The following is a 17,881-nucleotide window of genomic DNA, read 5'->3' as shown; positions in this document are numbered from 1 at the left end:
GAGATTCAGCCAATCTAAGGATAGGGGGGTGAAAATGCGTCTTAGCTTAAAACCCCAGACCCTGCACCCTAACCCCACCAACAAACTTTTTCAGCAGACCCTAATTAATACCAATTATCCATCGACCGGAAAATTGAGGCATCGGGGAACACAGTGGGATTACCACTAGCGTCGATTTTTTGCCGTAATTCTCGCAGTTGTTTATTCCCGATGAGAAAATCACTTTCTACTAATTGATAGGGCAGTACATTATTATCTAAAGCATACACTGCCGTGATGCCAGCAGCTACCCCAGAGGACCACTCGAAGGAATGGACACGATAGGCGGCCGCGGCAATATGACTGAGAGCGATACTTTTACCCGCTATCAGTAAATTATCGATTTTTTGGGGAATTATAGCCCTTAAAGGGATCTCGAAGGGGTAAGCTTGGCCCTGTCCCTGTCTTTCTCCTGCTTTTTCTGTATTACCCGGTTTTTCGGGGGGATGTTCCGTCATGCAGGGATGAAAATCAATCGCATAGTGACCGATACCGACGGAATCGGGGTAAATGGTAGAGCGCTTGCGTTTAACGGCCTGATCGGGGGATAATGTGCCATCAAGTACGGAAAATCCCTCTAATCCTGCCAAGGTGGCAATTAAGCGCCGATATTCTGCCGGAGAAAGATTTTGACGATAGAAATCGCTTTGAAAATTTTGTCGGGAAATATCGATTTCCGTGACGGTAAAACCAGTGGGGAAAGTCAGGGAAGGACGACCGATAATCCGTCTTGCTTCCCGAATATAGGGATATTTTGACAAACCGTGGGCAGTTCCCATGGGAGAATCAAAACCGGAGAGATAACGGTTATTCAAATGGGGAACTTTTACCCCGTCCCCTAACTGGGAATCGGTGGTTCCTTCTACTAACCAATAATAGTAGGAAATGGCGTGTTCTTCGCCCCTGGCGAGGGTTTCTGTGCGTAATCCTCCCATCCATCCCCCCGGAGATAACTGTCCTAACTCTTGCAACTGTTCACGGGTGTAGATAAAGTTATCCTTCGCAGTCCCCGGACGGTAATCATTTCCCCAGGTCCAATTCTGCATGGAAATATCCCCCGGGACGGGTTCGGTAAAAGTAATTCCCCCAAAGGTTTTCTCTTTACCCAGTTGCGGACTCCAGATACGACGATAGGTGAAAACTAGGTCAAAATCGGCTAATCGCGGCAATTCATAGCTAAAATAGGGGGCATAGCGTTCATAATAAACGGGTTTCTCGTGGGTTTGTGGTTTTTCTGTTTCCTCCATGGCGAAGGTATAGGTAAAGCCTTGGGTACAGTAGGGGTCGCCAGTGACGCTAGAGGAAGAAGGTTCGAGATAACTGCGCTTATCGACCCCTAAACGGTAGGGAATATCTGATAATCCGATGATTTCTCCGGTTTCGGTCGCTTCAATCACATACCAATCTGCTAATTGATTCGGTTGGGAGGATTTGGAGACAAAACGGAGGATTTTTTTATCAAAACGGGGAGAATTTTCGTAGCGATAGATATCCGCCATTTTTTGCGATAAAAACTCGGTATTTAGGGGAGGAGTACCTTTTGCGGGACTATGTTGAATGGCAATTACACTGGTAATCTGTTGACCAGTGCCGCGATTGGGTAAAGTTTCAATATTTAATTCTTTGACTACCGTGGAGGGAAACCATTTCAGGGTTCCTTTGCCTTTTTTGGCAGCGTCTTCTAACTGTTGAAATAATAATTTATGTCCATCAAAAGGGAAAAAGCAAGACCCACTTACCCAACATTCCCCGGGGTTTTGTTTGCTGTAATGCTTTCTAATTCTTTCCCTAAATTCTAGATAACCTTTCGGGAAAAATAATTTTTCTCTTTGTGTCCGTCTTTCATCTAATGCGGAGGTTCCCTGAGAAGATATCTGTCCCCCCACCCAGTCGGTAATCTCGGTTAAACAGACGGTTTTTCCTAATAATAAGGCTTCGTAGGCCGCACCGGCACCGGCTAAACCACCACCCACCACCAGAATATCACAGCCGACGGTTTGATCCGGTTCTCGCGGGGGGGCTGCTAGGGTGAGGGGAGTGAAAGCTTGTAGGAGAAATAATCCCAGAGAGAGGGATTTAAGAGGAGTAAAGTGATGATTGAAAATTTTAGGGGACATTATTGACAAATATCAATGTTGTGGCTGAGAGTTTCCTCTTTCTTTGAAGAAGTAGCTAGGGCATCTGTTCCTGAAATCCTGATGTTTTTTTTGGGCGATATTGAGAACTTTGTAGCTTGATGCTGGCCTTTAAGAGATTATACACCTTCAATCTGACAATCGATCGCTTTTCTGGAAATGTTTTGACAAAGATATCCTGATTCGGTGTCATTCCCTTTGTTATTCCCTGTCATCCTTGCTAAGTTAAATTCAAAACAAACCCAGGTAAGACATCTTCCCCGGATAAAATCGCAGGCAAATTAATAATTTCCACACCGCTATTTAGTCGGTAGATTTCCACCTGCTGCTGTTGAGGATTAATCAACCAACCCAAACGTAAACCACTGGCTAAATATTCGCGCATCTTTTCGCGTAAAGAGGTTAAGGAATCGCTACGAGAACGTAATTCAATCACAAAATCTGGACATAAAGGTGGGAACTTTTCTCGCTCTTCTGCGCTCAAAGCTTCCCATCTTTCCCGTTTTATCCAAGCAACATCAGGAGAACGATATCCTCCCTTTGGTAAACGAAAAATTGTCGAAGAACTAAAGACTTTACCAGAATTACTTTGACGATTCCAAATCGTTACATCAGCAATTAAATCAGCTTCTCGATTACCACTATTTCCACCCACGGGAGGCATAATTAATAATTCTCCTTTTTGATTACGTTCTAAATTCCATGTTTGATTAGCCTGACAGAGATGATAAAATTGTTCATCGGTCAGATTAACTGTCTCTAGATTTAACACTACAGTTTTCATAATCGCTTCTCCTTTTTGCTACTTTATATCATTGATTCATATCAACCTATTTACCTAATTGACTCTCTAAAAATTCTCGCCAATCGGGATTAGTAGTGTCTAGGGAAATTAGATAGGGTTGTTCTTTTTCATGAAAAGGTTCTGTTTTTTCAATTTGGGCATTTAACACCTCGATAGTAGCGTCAGAAATATCGCCTTTTCTAGCGGCAATCCGTTGTTTTAAAACTTCTATAGGTGCGTGACAATGGACAATATGAAAAGGAATCTTTAAATTTTGGGCATAGGTTAATAAGGGTTCTCGCCAAGCATATTTATCGTAGCGTGCATCGAGAATAACCGGATAACCTAAAGTTATTAAAATTCGGGCTAATTCGGCCAGTCTAGCGAAGGTTTTTTGACTCATTTCGAGACTATATATATCTAGACTTCCTGTTTGATTTAAGTCAATTCCAGCCAAATGTTTGCGAACTGCATCGGAACGAATCTGAATAGCATTAAGATTTTTAGCAATTACTTTTCCTATGGTACTCTTACCCGATGCAGAAAATCCCGACATCAGAATTAATCTCGGTTTCTGCGGTTGTGTGTACTGCCAAGCTAATTGATAATAATCCTGTGCATCTGCTTTAATTTTCTCAGAAAAAGTGTCACCATCAAGCAGAAAACTATTGACTTTTGCCCTCACATACGCTTGTCTAGTCAGGTAGAGAGGCAAGACTTTTAAACCCTCCCAGTCAGCGGTTTGTTCTAAATAAGTATTGACAAATAAATTAGCGAAATCTTCTCTCCCCCTAGCGGTTAAATCCATGGCTGTAAAAGCAAGATCATACATGACATCAACGAAGCGAAAAGATTCATTAAATTCTATGCGATCAAATAATTGTATTTCTCCCTGCCACTGACAGATATTATTTAAATGTAGGTCTCCATGACATTCGCGAATCATCCCTTTTATTTGTCTTTCCTCTAACCAATCTCGGTGTTCTGCGAAAAATTTATCTGTATAAGCTTTTGTTTCATCGTATTGTTTTTGGGTTTGGACAAAATTAATATATTTCTCGGTTTGTTGGTAGTTTTCATCAAAAGCTTGTTTAATAACTTCTAAATTACCAAACTGAATAATATAGGAATTACTCACAGCTTGCCGATGAAATTGTGCCACTTTTTCAGCCAAAGACTCGATCGCTTTTTCCGTTAGTTCTCCCCGTTCAAAAATTTTACTGAGTAAACATTCTTGGGGAAACTGATTCATTTTTAAAATATATTCTATCACTTTTCCTTCTCCATTTAAACTTATGCTACCCTGTTCTTCATTAATTGACAAAACTTCCAGATAGATATTGACGGCAACTTTTTTATTTAACTCTAGTTCCTGTTCTAGATAATATTTTCTCTTTTCTAAAGTGGAGAAATTCAAAAAATCATAATTAACTGGTTTCTTGACTTTATAGGCATAATCTCCTGTCAAGAAGATAATTGAAGCATGGGTTTGGATAATTTCAACGGGAATTTTGACAGAATGAGGATAAAAGTCGGGATTTTTTAATTCTTCGATTAATCGGTTGCTATCCATAGGGAGAACTCCTCGGTGGTACATCTCATTTTTGTAAATTTACTAAGTTGAGATTTTTAAAGGGAAAATCTCTGCTAAAATCGGGCTTTATTTCTGATTTTATCACTCAATCTGGGACTTTGAGGGTTTCTACTCCCCGAAACCCGTTAGGGAGGACAGGAATTCGCAACCCGCGTGTGTGGTTTTAGATGTCCGTGGAGGAAGCACCTCTCCCAAAGTTCAGAAAGCATTAGCTTTGCAAGTGGTATGCTTATAGACGGTTGCCCGTACATTTGTATTGTTTTGTTGCTGATAGTCGGTATTTCTGCAAATGTGAGATGCAGCAGGTCTAAATTAATGAAAACTGCATCATGCAGGATGAGAGCTTTGCCAACTCAGCTTTAAGGGACTTGCGGGAATTAGGGATGCAGTTGGTTTTAGATAATTTTGATGCCGGCTATTCCTGATTAAGTTATATTTATAAATACACCTTCGACAGTTTGAAGATCGATCGATCAAACCTTTATCCAATCTTTACCATCAAAAACCAAGCATTTAGCCATGTTATCGACTATGATCAGCCTAGAGCAGAATTTGAATTTACGAGTTATTGCCGTTGGGGGAGAAAGTTTACAACAGTTGGACACTTGCCCACGTCTCCACTGTGAAGAAGTACAATGATTTTGGTTGACTCGGACTTTGAACCCCGAAGATGTGACACATTTGCTGTTAAGTAACTGTTCCGAATTACCCCCAACACTTTATTGAGAAAATAAATTAACTTAAAGACGAATAAGCCGTAGCTTTTGAGAGAATAAATTAACTTATATTTTCACTTTTGTCGAGGTGCTGAAAAAATGATTAATGGTTCATCCAATTCCCGTTATCTCCTGATTGTGGAAGATCCTCAAGGTAGAAGAACAATTACCCTAGAGAACATGAAATATTCTCTGGGTCGTAAGTCTGATAATCAAATTGTTCTTCGCTCTAAACACGCGTCTCGCTATCATGCGACTTTAATTAAAAAGAGTATTGATCGCCAAAAATTTTCCTATTGGATTCTTGATGGTGATTTAGAGGGAAATAAAAGTCATAATGGCATTTACGTCAATGGGTCTAAATGCTTAATTCATGAATTAAAAGATGGTGATTTAATTAACTTTGGCTGTGATATAAATGCCAGTTTTCATTTAATAGCTAGTCAAGCAAAAATAGAGCGAGAATCAGTTGAAAATATAGAACATTTACAAGGGAAACCTACGGAAAATGAAACCAATTCTAGCCATAATGACCCCCATGCAAAAAGTACCTTAATTCTCCGTCAAGCTCCATCGCAAATCATAAGTTTTAATAGCAAGATTCAAGAGGAATATTCTTCGGTTGTTCTCAAGGATTTACCTAACCGTTCCCTCTTTAATGAACACCTCTCAAGTGCTATTAATAATGCCCAGAAAAATAATCAACTGATCGGGCTATTATTATTGGATGTAGGGCAGCTAAGAAATGTCAACAATCAACTAGGTTATCGACTGGGGAACAAACTATTAAAAATCTTAATTGAACGTTTAAGAAAAAGTTTGCGATCAGAGGATATAGTCGCCCATTGGAGAGGGTACGAATTTATTATCCTGCTGTCACAAATTAATGATGCTAATGATCTAGAAAAGGTTGGTCAAAGAATTATTAAAACCCTAGAAAGTAATAATGAAATCGAAAATCACTCCCTAGTCGTGCGATTAAGTTTAGGTTCAGTTATCTATCCCCCCGACGGCACAGACAGGAAAGTAATATTACAGAAACTGGAGGAAAATTTAGTAGCAGTTAAGAATAATATAAATGATAACTCCCAGATAGAGTCGGTTAATGTTCACCCCAAAAATACTCGTAGTTCTAAAGTTGAATATTTTCTCTATCAGGCAATGAGAAATAATGAATTAGCTCTTTACTATCAACCGCAAGTTAATATCATTAAGGGGCAAGTGGAAGGATTTGAGGCATTATTGTGCTGGTTACACCCTCAATTCGGATTAATCCCCCCTAATCGTTTTTTACCCTTAGTCGAAGAAAACGACTTAATCCTTGAGCTTAATCGTTGGGTACTAAAAAATGCCTGTCAACAGGCACAAATATGGCAGCAGCGGGGATTATTATACGCTCCCATCTCGATCAATTTGTCCCCACACCAATTGCGTGATCCCCAGTTGCTCACCAACCTCAAAGAAGTCTTGACTGAAACCCAAATCGGGCCTTTCTTTCTGGAGGTAGAAATAACTGAGACAAGTTTACTGGAAAATAGCCGCGAAACCGGTCGAATTCTTGGGGATTTGCAGAAATTGGGTATTAGTATTACCCTCGATGATTTTGGCAGCGGTTACGCTTCGATCGCCTATCTCGGTCAATTTCCCGTGAAAAAACTGAAAATAGAGCAATCTTTAACAAAACAACTCACTGATACTCCCCAAGATACCCGTTTTATCTCGTCATTGCTGGCGGTAGCGAAAAGTTTTAACTTAATAGCGATCGCCAAGGGAGTAGAAACCCAACAACAATTAGAAATCCTGCAAGAATTAGGTTGTGAGAGAATGCAAGGCAATCGCATCAGTTCCCCTCTAGCAGTGGAGAAAATGACGACATTTCTCCACACCCACCGCACCCTCTCAGTAATCAGTGATAACTGATTTTGGTCACTGATTCCGGTATGATCTGAACAGATTATCTAGTATCAAATACCTACTCATTCTAGCGTGAGGCTCTTGCCGAACCTGTCAGCAGCAGAAATTTGTGGCGGCGGGGTACTGCTCGATCCAGAGTCTGGTTTAATTACATACTATAGGGTTAACAATTAGTTGTGTATTTAGAGGGAAACTATGGCCAATAAGCCAGAGCGCGTGGTTCTAATCGGTGTAGCTGGGGACTCCGGTTGTGGGAAATCTACTTTTTTACGTCGTTTGACCGATTTATTCGGGGCCGAGTTTATGACAGTGATCTGTTTAGATGACTACCATTGCCTCGATCGCAAACAGAGAAAAGAGGTGGGTGTCACCGCACTCAATCCGAAAGCGAATAACTTTGACCTAATGTATGAGCAGATTAAAGCTCTTAAGGGAGGTCAAGCCATTAATAAACCTATTTATAATCATGAAACGGGGATGATCGATCCCCCCGAAATCATCGAACCGAATAAGGTAATCGTGATCGAGGGACTACACCCCTTATATGATGAACGAGTCCGGTCTCTATTAGATTTCAGCGTTTATCTCGATATTAGCGATGAAGTCAAAGTTAACTGGAAAATTCAACGAGATATGGCCGAGCGCGGTCACACCTATGATGATGTGATGGCGGCCATTAATTCTAGAAAACCGGATTTCAGTGCCTATATCGATCCCCAAAGACAGTACGCTGACGTGGTGATTCAAGTGCTGCCCACCAAATTACTTGAAGATCACGAAAGTAAGTTACTGCGGGTTCGTTTAATCCAGAAAGAAGGGGTGGAAAACTTTGAACCCGCTTATCTGTTTGATGAAGGTTCCACCATCGATTGGCGGCCCTGTGGTCGTAAATTGACCTGCACTTATCCCGGTATTAAACTCTACTACGGTCCAGATGGCTTCTTGGGGAATGAAGTGTCGATTCTGGAACTAGATGGTCAATTCGATAACCTCGAAGAAATGATCTACATCGAAAGCCACTTGAGCAAAACCGGCACTAAATACTACGGTGAAATGACGGAATTACTGCTCAAACACAAGGATTATCCCGGTTCCACCAATGGTACGGGTTTATTCCAAGTCTTAGTCGGTCTCAAAATGCGTGAAACCTACGAAAAACTAATGGCAGCCGAAGCAAAAGTGGTGGCCCAAGTCTAGTTTCTAGTTTTGACCGAACCGGCATCCTAACCCTAGAGGATGCCGGTTTTTTTAAGCTACTAATCCCGATCGCAGGGCCAACACTGCCGCTTGAGTGCGATCATCCACAGAGAGTTTATTTAAGATATTGCGGACATGGGTTTTCACCGTGCCGATGGTGATATAGAGTCGGTCGCCAATCTGAGCATTACTAAAACCCCCGACAATCAGAGCGAGAATTTCTAGCTCTCGTTCTGTTAGGGGCACATTTTCCAGCAATTGGCGATGTTCTGGGTCAACGCCTTGAATTATCACTGTTTTGCCGTCGGTGCGGCTACCGGTGGCAAAATTTTGGCGCACTTGTTGCCGAATAACGCCGACGATCACGGGATCGATCCAAGGATTGCCTTCGTGGGTGGAATAAATCGCCTCGACTAATTTATCGACGCTGGTATCCTTCATACAGTAGGAATCAGCCCCAGCACTAAAAGCCGCTAAAACCTGTTCTTGGGTGTTGTACATGGTTAGCATGAGGATCTTCGTAGCCAAGCTGTCTTCGCCGCAATTTTGTTGGAAGCGTCGCATTAACTCAATCCCATCGATCATGGGCAAAGCTATATCGATGATCGCTACATCCGGTTTAGTCTCCTCTAGCAGTTTCAGTCCCTGTAATCCACTGATGGCTTCTCCCACCAATTGAATACCCTCTCGATGCTGGAGAGCCGCCACTAACCCCATGCGGGTTAAATCGTGATCCTCTATGACGATAACCCGCACTTTATCCATATTTTTTCCCGGTTGTGCTGAACTAGGCGATGATTCAATAATTTTGGCTTTTGGATTATTAGAGCCGTTCCTAAACATTGACTTCACTCCCTTCCTTGAATTGAATTCCACTTTCTTATCTTCATTCGGCAATCACCTGTTTCCAGTTAATTTTATTTTTACTTAATCAAAGCGGCGATTACAAATATAATTAAACTCCCCTAAAATCTACTCAAATCTACCCAAATCTAGACTTTACTACTCCGATCTTGGTCTTTACTCTTGTACTATAACATCGTGTAAATCTCGATGAGGTAAAGAGTTAACAGGAATAAATTTTCGAGATGCTTGGGTTTTAAGAGAATAAAACCAAGCTCTGGTTCATTTAATTTTTTTAGACTATCTCAACACAAATCTTTTAAGTAAACAAAAAGATATATCTGGGGATTAACTAAGATTAATTAAGCTGAATAATAGCATTTAACTATAGATAAAAGCAAATCCTAATCATTGTCTTCCTTGATTTTATTCCCATACGCTATTTTAGTTTATTTGTCAATAGTGATCTTACCCATTTTTCCCTTGGCCGTCACCTCCAATTGGATTGAGGCGGAATTTTTCCCCACTGTGCCAAGGGACTTGCGTGGGAATAATATCCCAATCGATCGGAGGGCGCAAGCTTTGCGCCCCTACAGTAACGGATTTTGTCCACAATGTAGGGGCGAACTGCGTTCGCCCAAAAGGTACATTATCAAAGCGCAAGTCCCCAATCCAGATAAAAATGGTATCAGTGGGGAAAAAGCTCACCCCCTAGGATTCCTGTAAAAAAATTAATTCAGCCGGCGTTACCGCTCCTTTTTCGGTAATGATAGCGGTGATGAAAGCGGCGGGAGTAACATCAAAAGCGGGGTTATAAAAATTAACATTTCTAGGGCAAAGGGTTGTCGTCCCCACCTGATAAATTTCGGCACTATCGCGCTGTTCGATCGGTATCCCCGTACCATCCTTAAGGGAAAAATCCACCGTCGATAGGGGGGCAGCCACATAAAAAGGCAGATTATGAGCTTTTGCCACCACCGCGAGGGAATAGGTGCCGATTTTGTTGGCCGTGTCCCCATTGGCCGCAATGCGATCGGCTCCAACGATCACCGCATCGATCAGTTTTTGCTGCATACAGTGGGCCGCCATGCTATCGGTGATCACGGTGACGGGAATTCCCTCCCGCGCACATTCCCAGGCGGTTAATTTTGCTCCTTGCAACCTTGGCCGGGTTTCATCTGCATACACTTGTATTAATCTACCCGCCGTCCAAGCGGAACGAATTACCCCTAAAGCAGTGCCATAACTGGCCGTGGCCAGGGACCCAGTATTACAGTGGGTTAAAATCGTCAGTTTTTCCGGTTGCTCCGGCAGCGCCAATAAACCATGATGACCGATCGCCCGACAGGTTTCCACGTCTTCTTTTTGGATATTGTGGGCAGTTTCCAGGAGATTTTTGCTAATTATTGCCACTTCTGGGCCACTTTCCTGGGCCACTTTTAACATTCGCTCGATCGCCCAGAATAAATTCACCGCCGTGGGCCGGGTTTGGGCTAATCGATCGGCTATTCTAGTTAAATCGGCCAGAAACTGCTCTTTCTGGTCAGTTTTAATTTCCTGCGCTCCTAAAACCATACCGTATGCAGCCGCTACCCCGATCGCCGGGGCGCCGCGCACAATCATCGTTTCGATCGCCCGGGCCATGGCTTCACTGCTGGTGATCTCAACTTCCCCATACTCCATGGGTAAACGGGTTTGATCGATCAGCCAGACTTTGTTATCTTGCCAACGCACGGGATAGATTGAGTTATTCTCGGCATTGTTTGTGGTCATAATTAGTAATCTCCGTAATAGTTGCAAAATTTTGGTTTTTTTTAAGAGGTCTAGTCTCGTGCGCTCTAGTTACTTTAAGCGATCGAGCTTGGATTTTGGTCATAACTAGATTAGGGTTTAATCTTATATATCCCGAATTTTATCCTTTGTATTCTTGTCTAAGTTTTTGTACTCTTTCTATCTCTTTTTCGGTCGGGTGTAGAGTTTTTTTTGCGGGTGATTCTCAAGCGTTCGGCTATTCTTGCCACTGTGGTCACACTTAACAATATACCGGTTCTTTCTAGGAATAGTTTCGATAGTTCGGCTAGAGTTGCGTCATTATTTTCCTCAATCAAATCACCGAGGGCGATCATCTGTTCTGGCGTAAGTTTTAAATGACGGCCACATCGATAAGTCTTCGGTCGAATATCTCCCGTTTCTCGAGATTGCTTCAAAAGCTTTTGTACGAAACTTAAGGTTACACAGAATCTTTTCGCTAATTGTCTTTGAGAGATGGGTTCGTTATAATAACAGTCTAGGATTTTCTGACGGAACTCTACTGGATAGGATTTCATTTTTTGTACAATTTAGCTATCGATAACATTATACTCATTGAAGACATTATGCTGCCGGGTCGATTGTCCCCAGTAATCAGTAGTTCAAAAGTCAATACAAATGCTTTAGGGTAAGGGTTTGCTGATTTTTTTGGACAGGAAGTTCGGGAATAAAAAAATAATTTCCTGTCTCCTGACGGCCGACAATTGATGTTTACTTTTCCTCTGGTCTTCTTGCTGCTAATTGGTCTAAAATTTCGGCGTGAACTTGGCGAGTAATTGGATAAAAATAGGCAAGAATTAAACTAATGATCAGAAAAAATGCCGGTAAAGGTGCAATTGCTAGGCGAATTGCTATTAAAGCACTATCCGGCTGCAGGGGAATTGCTTCTCCTGGTATTCTCGGTTTAAACCCCGATGTTTCTAGAGCAATACCGACAAGAAATAACCCCAAAGCTAAACCAATTTTTTGCAAAAGTACCATAAAAGCATAAAAAATACCTTCTCGACGTTTTCCTGTTTCTAATTCGTCTAATTCAATCACATCAGGAACCATTGACCAAGGAATTAAATAGGCCACAGATACGCCAAATCCCGCCAAAACTGCCAAAATATACATTAAAGTTATTTCTCCCGGTTGGAGCAAAAATAAACCAATTTGGGCAATAATCCAGAATATCATCCCTAAAAAATAGACTATCTTTTTGTCTAATTTTTGACTAACTGCTTGCCAAAAAAATAACATCACTAAAGCTGTCCCCTGTACTGCTAAAGCGACTAAACCCGATTCTGCTTCCGATAGTCTCATGTAGCTGACGACATAGTAAACCAAAATCGAGGCGGTTAATTGTACTCCTAACCAAGCACAAAGATAGATGCCAATAACGTATAAAAAGGGACGATTACCAAAAACTATTTTTAATTGTTCTTTCAGGGGAATAGTTTCGGTATTATCAGCAGCTTCTCTCTGTTTAATTGCCGCACCATCCCTGAGATGATTTTCAGTTTTACCATAGTAAATAGTTAAACCAGAAACTATCCCTTCTATTCCTAATAAAATTGTGGAAATAGCGATAAAGTCTCTGGGATTTCCCCCCATTTTTCCTACTCCATAGACCAAGGAAAGCGCACCGATAACTATAAAAGCAATTGCCAAAACTTTTTTCTGAGCGGGATTGAGAATCGCTTTTGCTCCTCGTTCTTGTAAAACTAAAGCGCACCAAATAACTGCTATAATTGAGATTAAAGCACAAACTACACCTAACAATAAAAAAGCTTTATGGAGATCATTGGCATAGGACGATGAGACGAGAATATAGAGAATTAATGAGAGAATGCTACCCCCGATCGAAAAGGCAAAACGAAAACTATTTAAGCGGGTTCTCTCATTATAATCATAAGTTAATTCAGGGGTGAGAGCCTGGTAGGGAAGATTGACTACCGTGTAGGTTAAATTAAAAATAATGCCGATAAAAATATAATATAAAAATAACCATAATTGGTTATTGGTCGGGATTAACCACAGTAAAAAATAGCTAATTCCGAAGGGAATCGACCCCAATAACATCCATGGTAAGCGACGACCCCAGATAGTACGAGTTCGATCGCTCCACATACCAATGATCGGATCGTTAATAGCGTCGAAAATTCTCACCACCATCAGCACACTACCGGCTAATCCTGCCGATAATCCTGCCACATCAGTGAGGAAAAATAGCAGGTAAAATACTGAGATATTGGCAGTGATAGCTGGTCCCAAATCGCCAGCACCATAGGCGATTTTTGTGGTTAAATTGAGTTTTTCATAACTTAAATGAGCCATAAACGCAATTACAGAGATTAAAATAAGCTTAACTGTTCTGGGGGCATTGTCAACCTTTTTCACCCAATATCCAAGAGGTCTAATTATTTTAAGACCATGGTAATTAAACCCTGTTGACCGAGAAGAATTTCCCGCAGCAGCGTACAAATTCCCACCCAAATAATCGGAGAAATGTCAACTCCTCCCAAGGGGGGTATGAGTTTACGCACGGGGATTAAAAAAGGTTCTGTTGGCCAGGCAATAATATTAAAGGGGAAGCTATTTAAATCTACCTGTGGATTCCAAGTCAGCACGATCCGTAAGATAAACAAAAGGGTCATCAACCCTAAGATAATTCCCAATGTCCAACTTAATGCGATCGCTGTGTCCATAGTCTCCAATCCCGTCTTTTTTACTGATTATCTTCCCTAAAATATAACAGTTTTTGTCTCATAATCACTCCAGCACCCTGCCAGTTATTCTTGTCAACCTCCTGGATAAAAATGCCAACAGAAAAAGTCCCCATAGGGCTTGACAAACCAGCCAGACTTGACTTATACTTTTCTTATAGTGGGAATCCGTGTCGTCCTGGAGACCCTCTCTTTTCAGGCCAGATGCAGAAGTAACTTAAAGATGACAGAATTTCGCATCGAGAAAGACAGCATGGGAGAAATCCCCGTACCTGCCGATAAACTTTGGGGAGCGCAGACCCAAAGATCTCTACAATACTTTAGTATCGGTGATAATCTCATGCCCCGGGAGATGATCGCGTCCTATGCCATTCTCAAAAAAGCCTGTGCAATTGTCAATCAGCAAAAAAATCGTCTCAGTCAGGAGAGAAAAAACCTTATCTGTCAAGTCTGCGATGAAATTTTAGCCGGACAACACGCAGATAACTTTCCCCTCTACGTTTGGATGACGGGAAGTGGCACCCAGTTTAACATGAACATCAACGAAGTCATCTCCAATCGTTGCAGTCAACTGACGGGGAATCCTCTGGGTAGCAAAACGCCCGTGGATCCTAACGATCATGTTAATATGTCCCAATCGACTAATGATTCCTTTCCCTCGGCCATGTATATTGCCGTTGCCTTGGCAGTCAAGGAAAAATTAATTCCCAGTCTGCAACTATTACGGAATAGTCTCGATGAAAAGGCGCAATTATGGGCAAATATAGTTAAAATTGGTCGCACTCACCTACAGGATGCCACCCCTTTAACCCTCGGACAAGAATTCTCCGGTTATGTGGGTTTATTAGATGATGGCAGCGATTGGCTAGAAAAATGTCTAGAAAAAGTCTATCGTTTATCCTTGGGAGGAACAGCAGTGGGTACAGGAATTAATGCTCCTCCAGATTTTGATCGAGATGTGGCTGCCGAAATCGCTAATCTGACCAAATTACCCTTTATTACCGCTCCTAATAAGTTTACCGTGCAAGGTTCCCACGATGCTCTAGTTTTCTTGAGCGGGGGATTGAAAACTATCGCTAGTTCCCTCTATAAAATTGCTAATGATATCCGTTTACTTAGCTGTGGTCCCCGTTGTGGAATCGGAGAATTACAGCTGCCGGAAAATGAACCGGGTTCTTCAATTATGCCGGGGAAAGTTAATCCCACCCAATGCGAAGCTTTATCGATGATAGCAGTGCAGGTGATGGCTAATGATTTAGCGGTGACGATGGGAGGCGCTGGGGGACATCTGGAGATGAATGTTTATAAACCGCTGTTGATTCATAATCTCATGCAGTCTATCCGTTTGCTCACGGATGGTTGCGCTAATTTCTGTCAGTTTTTGGTTAAGGGGATGACTGCTAATCAAAAACAAATTGAGACTTTTTTAAATCAATCCTTGATGCTGGTGACTGCTTTAAGTCCCGTGATTGGCTACCAAAAGGCTGCCTACGTCGCTCATTATGCCCTAGAAAAGGATTTAACCCTGAAAGTGGCAGCCTTGCAACTAGGATACATCGAGGAAGAGGATTTTGATCGCATTGTTGACCCCGCTAAGATGGTCAATCCCTACGTTGCCGATGGTTAATTCTCTCAAGGGATAACTGCCACAAAAATCAGAGGTCGCAGGCAGGCACGGATTCCCATTCTACTTACAAGTATATGGCAAGCGGCGGGATTTGTCAAGCCCCGCTGGTCAAAATTTCTCCTAAACTTGGGTAATGATAACGAAGAAAACAAACAGAAAAATCATCAATGCTCCTGTCATGCGGAAGAAGGATTTAGGAAGATTAATAATTTTCTCCAGTTTCAGGAAACCCACCAGAAAATAAGCGACGATTGCTAGGAGAATCGGTATAACTAAGCGCAAGATTGCGCCAAGGGGACTAAAGAAAAACTCACCGATTTTATAGCGGGGTGTATCTTCTTCCTCGTGAGGAGAAATAGTTACACTTGTCCAAGTTTCTCCCCCATCGGTGGAACGAAAAACTGTAGTTTTAGCGCCACCAAAACCGAATAAAGTTTTATCTTGAGCATAATTAGGAGAAAACTGGACGGAGATACCAGAGGAAGGGATACTATGAATTTTCACTAGGGGTATTTTAGGATCACCAATTGATCTAAAAGTTTCCCCACCATCGGTAGATTTAAACAAACCATCTCCCTGTAAACTAACCATTACCGTGCGATCATTAGCATAATCAGGAGAGATAGCAATGGTTTCTACCGAAGTATTGGGATTAAACCCCGGTTTCTCTAATTTTGTCCAACTTTTAGCCCCATCTTTGCTGACAAACAAACCAGAAACTGTCCCAGCAAAAATAGTTCCATCGCTGGGATAATTGGGAGACATTGCCAACTGTACATTAGGGGTTTTTGATAGAGGTGTTCCTTGGCTGACATTGTTCCAAGTTAGTCCACCATCGACACTTTGATAAATACCCTCTTTTCCCGTGACAAACAAAGTTTTATCCTTAGCAAAATCAGGGGAAGCTACCATGGCAGGGGCATAATTACCAAAAATTCTGCCCACTTCACTGATCTTTTTAACCGTATTTCCTCCATCGGTAGAACGAAATATTCTACCCTGCTGATTGGTGAGAAAAAGAGTTTTATCCTTGGCAAAATCTGGGGAAGGAACTATCCTCGGACCGCGGACTTTCTGATCGATTTCGATAATTTTCCATAAATCACCACTGTTATCGGATTTGGCAAATTTATTGCGTAAAAACCCCGCAAAAATAGTTCTATCTTCTCCATAGTTAGGAGAAAAGGCAATGTCAAAGAAACGCCGGGGATCTTGTCCTGATTCTTCGGGATCTTTACCAAGTCGATAAACCTCTAAACCGCGATTAATTGGTGTCCAAGTTTCCCCTTTATCCCGACTGATGAAGATATTGCCTACATAATTAGCCATGACGACAGTGCCATCCTCGGCATAATTAGGAGAAACCGCCATGGCGATAACTGTTCCCCGGTGTAACGTTTCTATTTCCTGCCATTGTTTGCCGCTATCTGTGGTTTTAAATAAGCCATTAAATCCCCCCAAAAACATCGTATCTTGAACTATTTTTAAATCCATAAAATGGGGAACTTTATAATCATCAGCCTGTTTATCTTTGGTTAAACCCTCGCTCATTTTTTTCCAACTTTTGCCCCCATCCTGAGAAACATACATTCCGTCATACCAAGTAATGGCATAAAGAGTGGAGTTTTGAGCATAGTCGGGAGAAATAACGATGTCTTCGATGATTTTATCCTTAATTCCTTCGTTAACAGCTTGGAAGGTTTTACCATCATCAACGGTTTTAAAAATACCCGCTTCTTTTGTGCCGACAAAAAAGGTTTTATCCCTGTCTAAATTAGGAGAAAAAGCAATTGTATCTACTGCCCCCATATTAGCAGGTAAGGGGAGATTCTGCCAAGTTTTTCCCCCATCGGAGGAAGTGTATAATTTACCCTGTTCATCCCCGAAAAAAATGCGATCAGGATTGCTGGGAGTAATAGCTAGAGAGGTTATCAGTGCCGTGGTGGGGAAAATATTTGACCAATTTTTACCACCATCTTCGGTTAAATAAACTCCTTTTTCTAATCCCACTGCTGCTGCTATATTGGGATCGGAAGGGGCAATTTCTACGAAGTTAATAAAGTTAGTTTCTAAACCCTGATTAACTTTCTGCCAAGATTCCCCCGCATCTTCACTTTTATAAATACCATCGGATCTTGAAGCTAAATAGAGAATATTTTTATTGAGGGGAGATAGGGATAAGGAACTTAATTCCCCCGTATAATCTAAACCTTGAATTAATCTTTTCCAGTTGCTACCTCCATCCCTAGACTTATAAAAGTTATTTCGTACCAATATATATACTGTATTATCTGTCTGGAAATCACGAGAAACTTCCACTTGACTAATTACATCATGGGGACGATGGGCAAAAGCAGGATTACTCCAAAGACAAAAAACTGTAGCGATTATCCATAAAATGAGATTAAACTTATGGGCGAATCTCCGCAAACTTTGGCGATTAATCATACTTAAACTACTAATATCGAGGATAAAAATTGACCTAATCTAGCAAAGGGCGATCAAAATTTAAGCA

The 17,881-nt window shown here is 41.5% G+C and carries 12 protein-coding genes; 3 read left to right on the top strand and 9 right to left on the bottom strand.

Translation table 11 applies throughout. The annotated features are described in order from the left end of the window. Positions 1 to 104: 104 nt before the first annotated feature. The 3 genes from ACQY1X_RS09300 to ACQY1X_RS09290 all read right to left on the bottom strand — a co-directional run bounded on the left by ACQY1X_RS09300 (position 105) and on the right by ACQY1X_RS09290 (position 4,531). On the bottom strand, positions 105 to 2,156 hold the full coding sequence (locus ACQY1X_RS09300; RefSeq protein ID WP_430014447.1) for an FAD-dependent oxidoreductase: 2,052 nt from the start codon (positions 2,154 to 2,156) through the stop codon (positions 105 to 107). A 238-nt stretch (positions 2,157 to 2,394) separates the two neighbouring features. After that, the gene (locus ACQY1X_RS09295) at positions 2,395 to 2,958 is read right to left on the bottom strand and encodes a Uma2 family endonuclease (RefSeq protein ID WP_002740192.1); all 564 of its coding nucleotides are present in this window, start codon (positions 2,956 to 2,958) and stop codon (positions 2,395 to 2,397) included. A 46-nt stretch (positions 2,959 to 3,004) separates the two neighbouring features. Next, on the bottom strand, positions 3,005 to 4,531 hold the full coding sequence (locus ACQY1X_RS09290) for an AAA family ATPase (RefSeq protein WP_430014446.1): 1,527 nt from the start codon (positions 4,529 to 4,531) through the stop codon (positions 3,005 to 3,007). 836 nt (positions 4,532 to 5,367) lie between these two features. Here ACQY1X_RS09290 and ACQY1X_RS09285 point away from each other — a divergent pair. Continuing rightward, the gene (locus ACQY1X_RS09285) at positions 5,368 to 7,188 is read left to right on the top strand and encodes an EAL domain-containing protein (protein ID WP_430015619.1); all 1,821 of its coding nucleotides are present in this window, start codon (positions 5,368 to 5,370) and stop codon (positions 7,186 to 7,188) included. Between the two features lie 189 nt (positions 7,189 to 7,377). Next, on the top strand, positions 7,378 to 8,379 hold the full coding sequence (locus ACQY1X_RS09280; protein WP_002750016.1) for a phosphoribulokinase: 1,002 nt from the start codon (positions 7,378 to 7,380) through the stop codon (positions 8,377 to 8,379). A 51-nt stretch (positions 8,380 to 8,430) separates the two neighbouring features. On the opposite strand, the gene ACQY1X_RS09275 is transcribed toward ACQY1X_RS09280, so the two are convergent. The 5 genes from ACQY1X_RS09275 to ACQY1X_RS09255 form a co-directional block, all read right to left on the bottom strand. Next, a complete protein-coding gene (locus tag ACQY1X_RS09275; protein ID WP_430014660.1) occupies positions 8,431 to 9,144 on the bottom strand; it encodes a response regulator in 714 nt (237 codons plus the stop codon). Positions 9,145 to 9,933: 789 nt separating this feature from the next. After that, positions 9,934 to 10,995, bottom strand: a complete 1,062-nt coding sequence (gene mtnA / locus ACQY1X_RS09270; protein ID WP_272103882.1) for an S-methyl-5-thioribose-1-phosphate isomerase — start codon at positions 10,993 to 10,995, stop codon at positions 9,934 to 9,936. A 158-nt stretch (positions 10,996 to 11,153) separates the two neighbouring features. Continuing rightward, positions 11,154 to 11,549, bottom strand: coding sequence for a helix-turn-helix domain-containing protein (locus ACQY1X_RS09265; RefSeq protein WP_002743536.1), 396 nt, complete (start codon positions 11,547 to 11,549; stop codon positions 11,154 to 11,156). Between the two features lie 193 nt (positions 11,550 to 11,742). Continuing rightward, positions 11,743 to 13,350 carry an MFS transporter gene (locus tag ACQY1X_RS09260; RefSeq protein WP_002739918.1) on the bottom strand — a complete coding sequence of 536 codons (1,608 nt, stop codon included), beginning with the start codon at positions 13,348 to 13,350 and terminating at the stop codon, positions 11,743 to 11,745. Positions 13,351 to 13,433: 83 nt separating this feature from the next. Further along, positions 13,434 to 13,721 carry a YggT family protein gene (locus ACQY1X_RS09255; protein WP_016517202.1) on the bottom strand — a complete coding sequence of 96 codons (288 nt, stop codon included), beginning with the start codon at positions 13,719 to 13,721 and terminating at the stop codon, positions 13,434 to 13,436. A 241-nt stretch (positions 13,722 to 13,962) separates the two neighbouring features. On the opposite strand from ACQY1X_RS09255, the gene fumC reads away from it, so the two are divergent. Then, positions 13,963 to 15,366 carry a class II fumarate hydratase gene (gene fumC, locus ACQY1X_RS09250; RefSeq protein ID WP_069474820.1) on the top strand — a complete coding sequence of 468 codons (1,404 nt, stop codon included), beginning with the start codon at positions 13,963 to 13,965 and terminating at the stop codon, positions 15,364 to 15,366. Between the two features lie 120 nt (positions 15,367 to 15,486). On the opposite strand, the gene ACQY1X_RS09245 is transcribed toward fumC, so the two are convergent. After that, positions 15,487 to 17,814 (bottom strand): VPS10 domain-containing protein, encoded by a 2,328-nt coding sequence (locus tag ACQY1X_RS09245; protein WP_430014443.1) that lies wholly within the window; start codon positions 17,812 to 17,814, stop codon positions 15,487 to 15,489. Positions 17,815 to 17,881 lie beyond the last annotated feature (67 nt).

The sequence above is a fragment of the Microcystis protocystis FBCC-A270 genome (assembly GCF_050500235.1).
Taxonomy (GTDB): domain Bacteria; phylum Cyanobacteriota; class Cyanobacteriia; order Cyanobacteriales; family Microcystaceae; genus Microcystis; species Microcystis ichthyoblabe_A.
This window is presented reverse-complemented; position numbering and strand designations above follow the sequence as displayed.

Excerpts from the sequence above, each read along its gene's own strand:
- ACQY1X_RS09300 (WP_430014447.1), bottom strand. The coding sequence starts at position 2,156 with ATGTCCCCTAAAATTTTCAATCATCACTTTACTCCTCTTAAATCCCTC.
- ACQY1X_RS09295 (WP_002740192.1), bottom strand. The coding sequence starts at position 2,958 with ATGAAAACTGTAGTGTTAAATCTAGAGACAGTTAATCTGACCGATGAA.
- ACQY1X_RS09290 (WP_430014446.1), bottom strand. The coding sequence starts at position 4,531 with ATGGATAGCAACCGATTAATCGAAGAATTAAAAAATCCCGACTTTTAT.
- ACQY1X_RS09285 (WP_430015619.1), top strand. The coding sequence starts at position 5,368 with ATGATTAATGGTTCATCCAATTCCCGTTATCTCCTGATTGTGGAAGAT.
- ACQY1X_RS09280 (WP_002750016.1), top strand. The coding sequence starts at position 7,378 with ATGGCCAATAAGCCAGAGCGCGTGGTTCTAATCGGTGTAGCTGGGGAC.
- ACQY1X_RS09275 (WP_430014660.1), bottom strand. The coding sequence starts at position 9,144 with ATGGATAAAGTGCGGGTTATCGTCATAGAGGATCACGATTTAACCCGC.
- mtnA (WP_272103882.1), bottom strand. The coding sequence starts at position 10,995 with ATGACCACAAACAATGCCGAGAATAACTCAATCTATCCCGTGCGTTGG.
- ACQY1X_RS09265 (WP_002743536.1), bottom strand. The coding sequence starts at position 11,549 with ATGAAATCCTATCCAGTAGAGTTCCGTCAGAAAATCCTAGACTGTTAT.
- ACQY1X_RS09260 (WP_002739918.1), bottom strand. The coding sequence starts at position 13,350 with ATGGCTCATTTAAGTTATGAAAAACTCAATTTAACCACAAAAATCGCC.
- ACQY1X_RS09255 (WP_016517202.1), bottom strand. The coding sequence starts at position 13,721 with ATGGACACAGCGATCGCATTAAGTTGGACATTGGGAATTATCTTAGGG.
- fumC (WP_069474820.1), top strand. The coding sequence starts at position 13,963 with ATGACAGAATTTCGCATCGAGAAAGACAGCATGGGAGAAATCCCCGTA.
- ACQY1X_RS09245 (WP_430014443.1), bottom strand. The coding sequence starts at position 17,814 with ATGATTAATCGCCAAAGTTTGCGGAGATTCGCCCATAAGTTTAATCTC.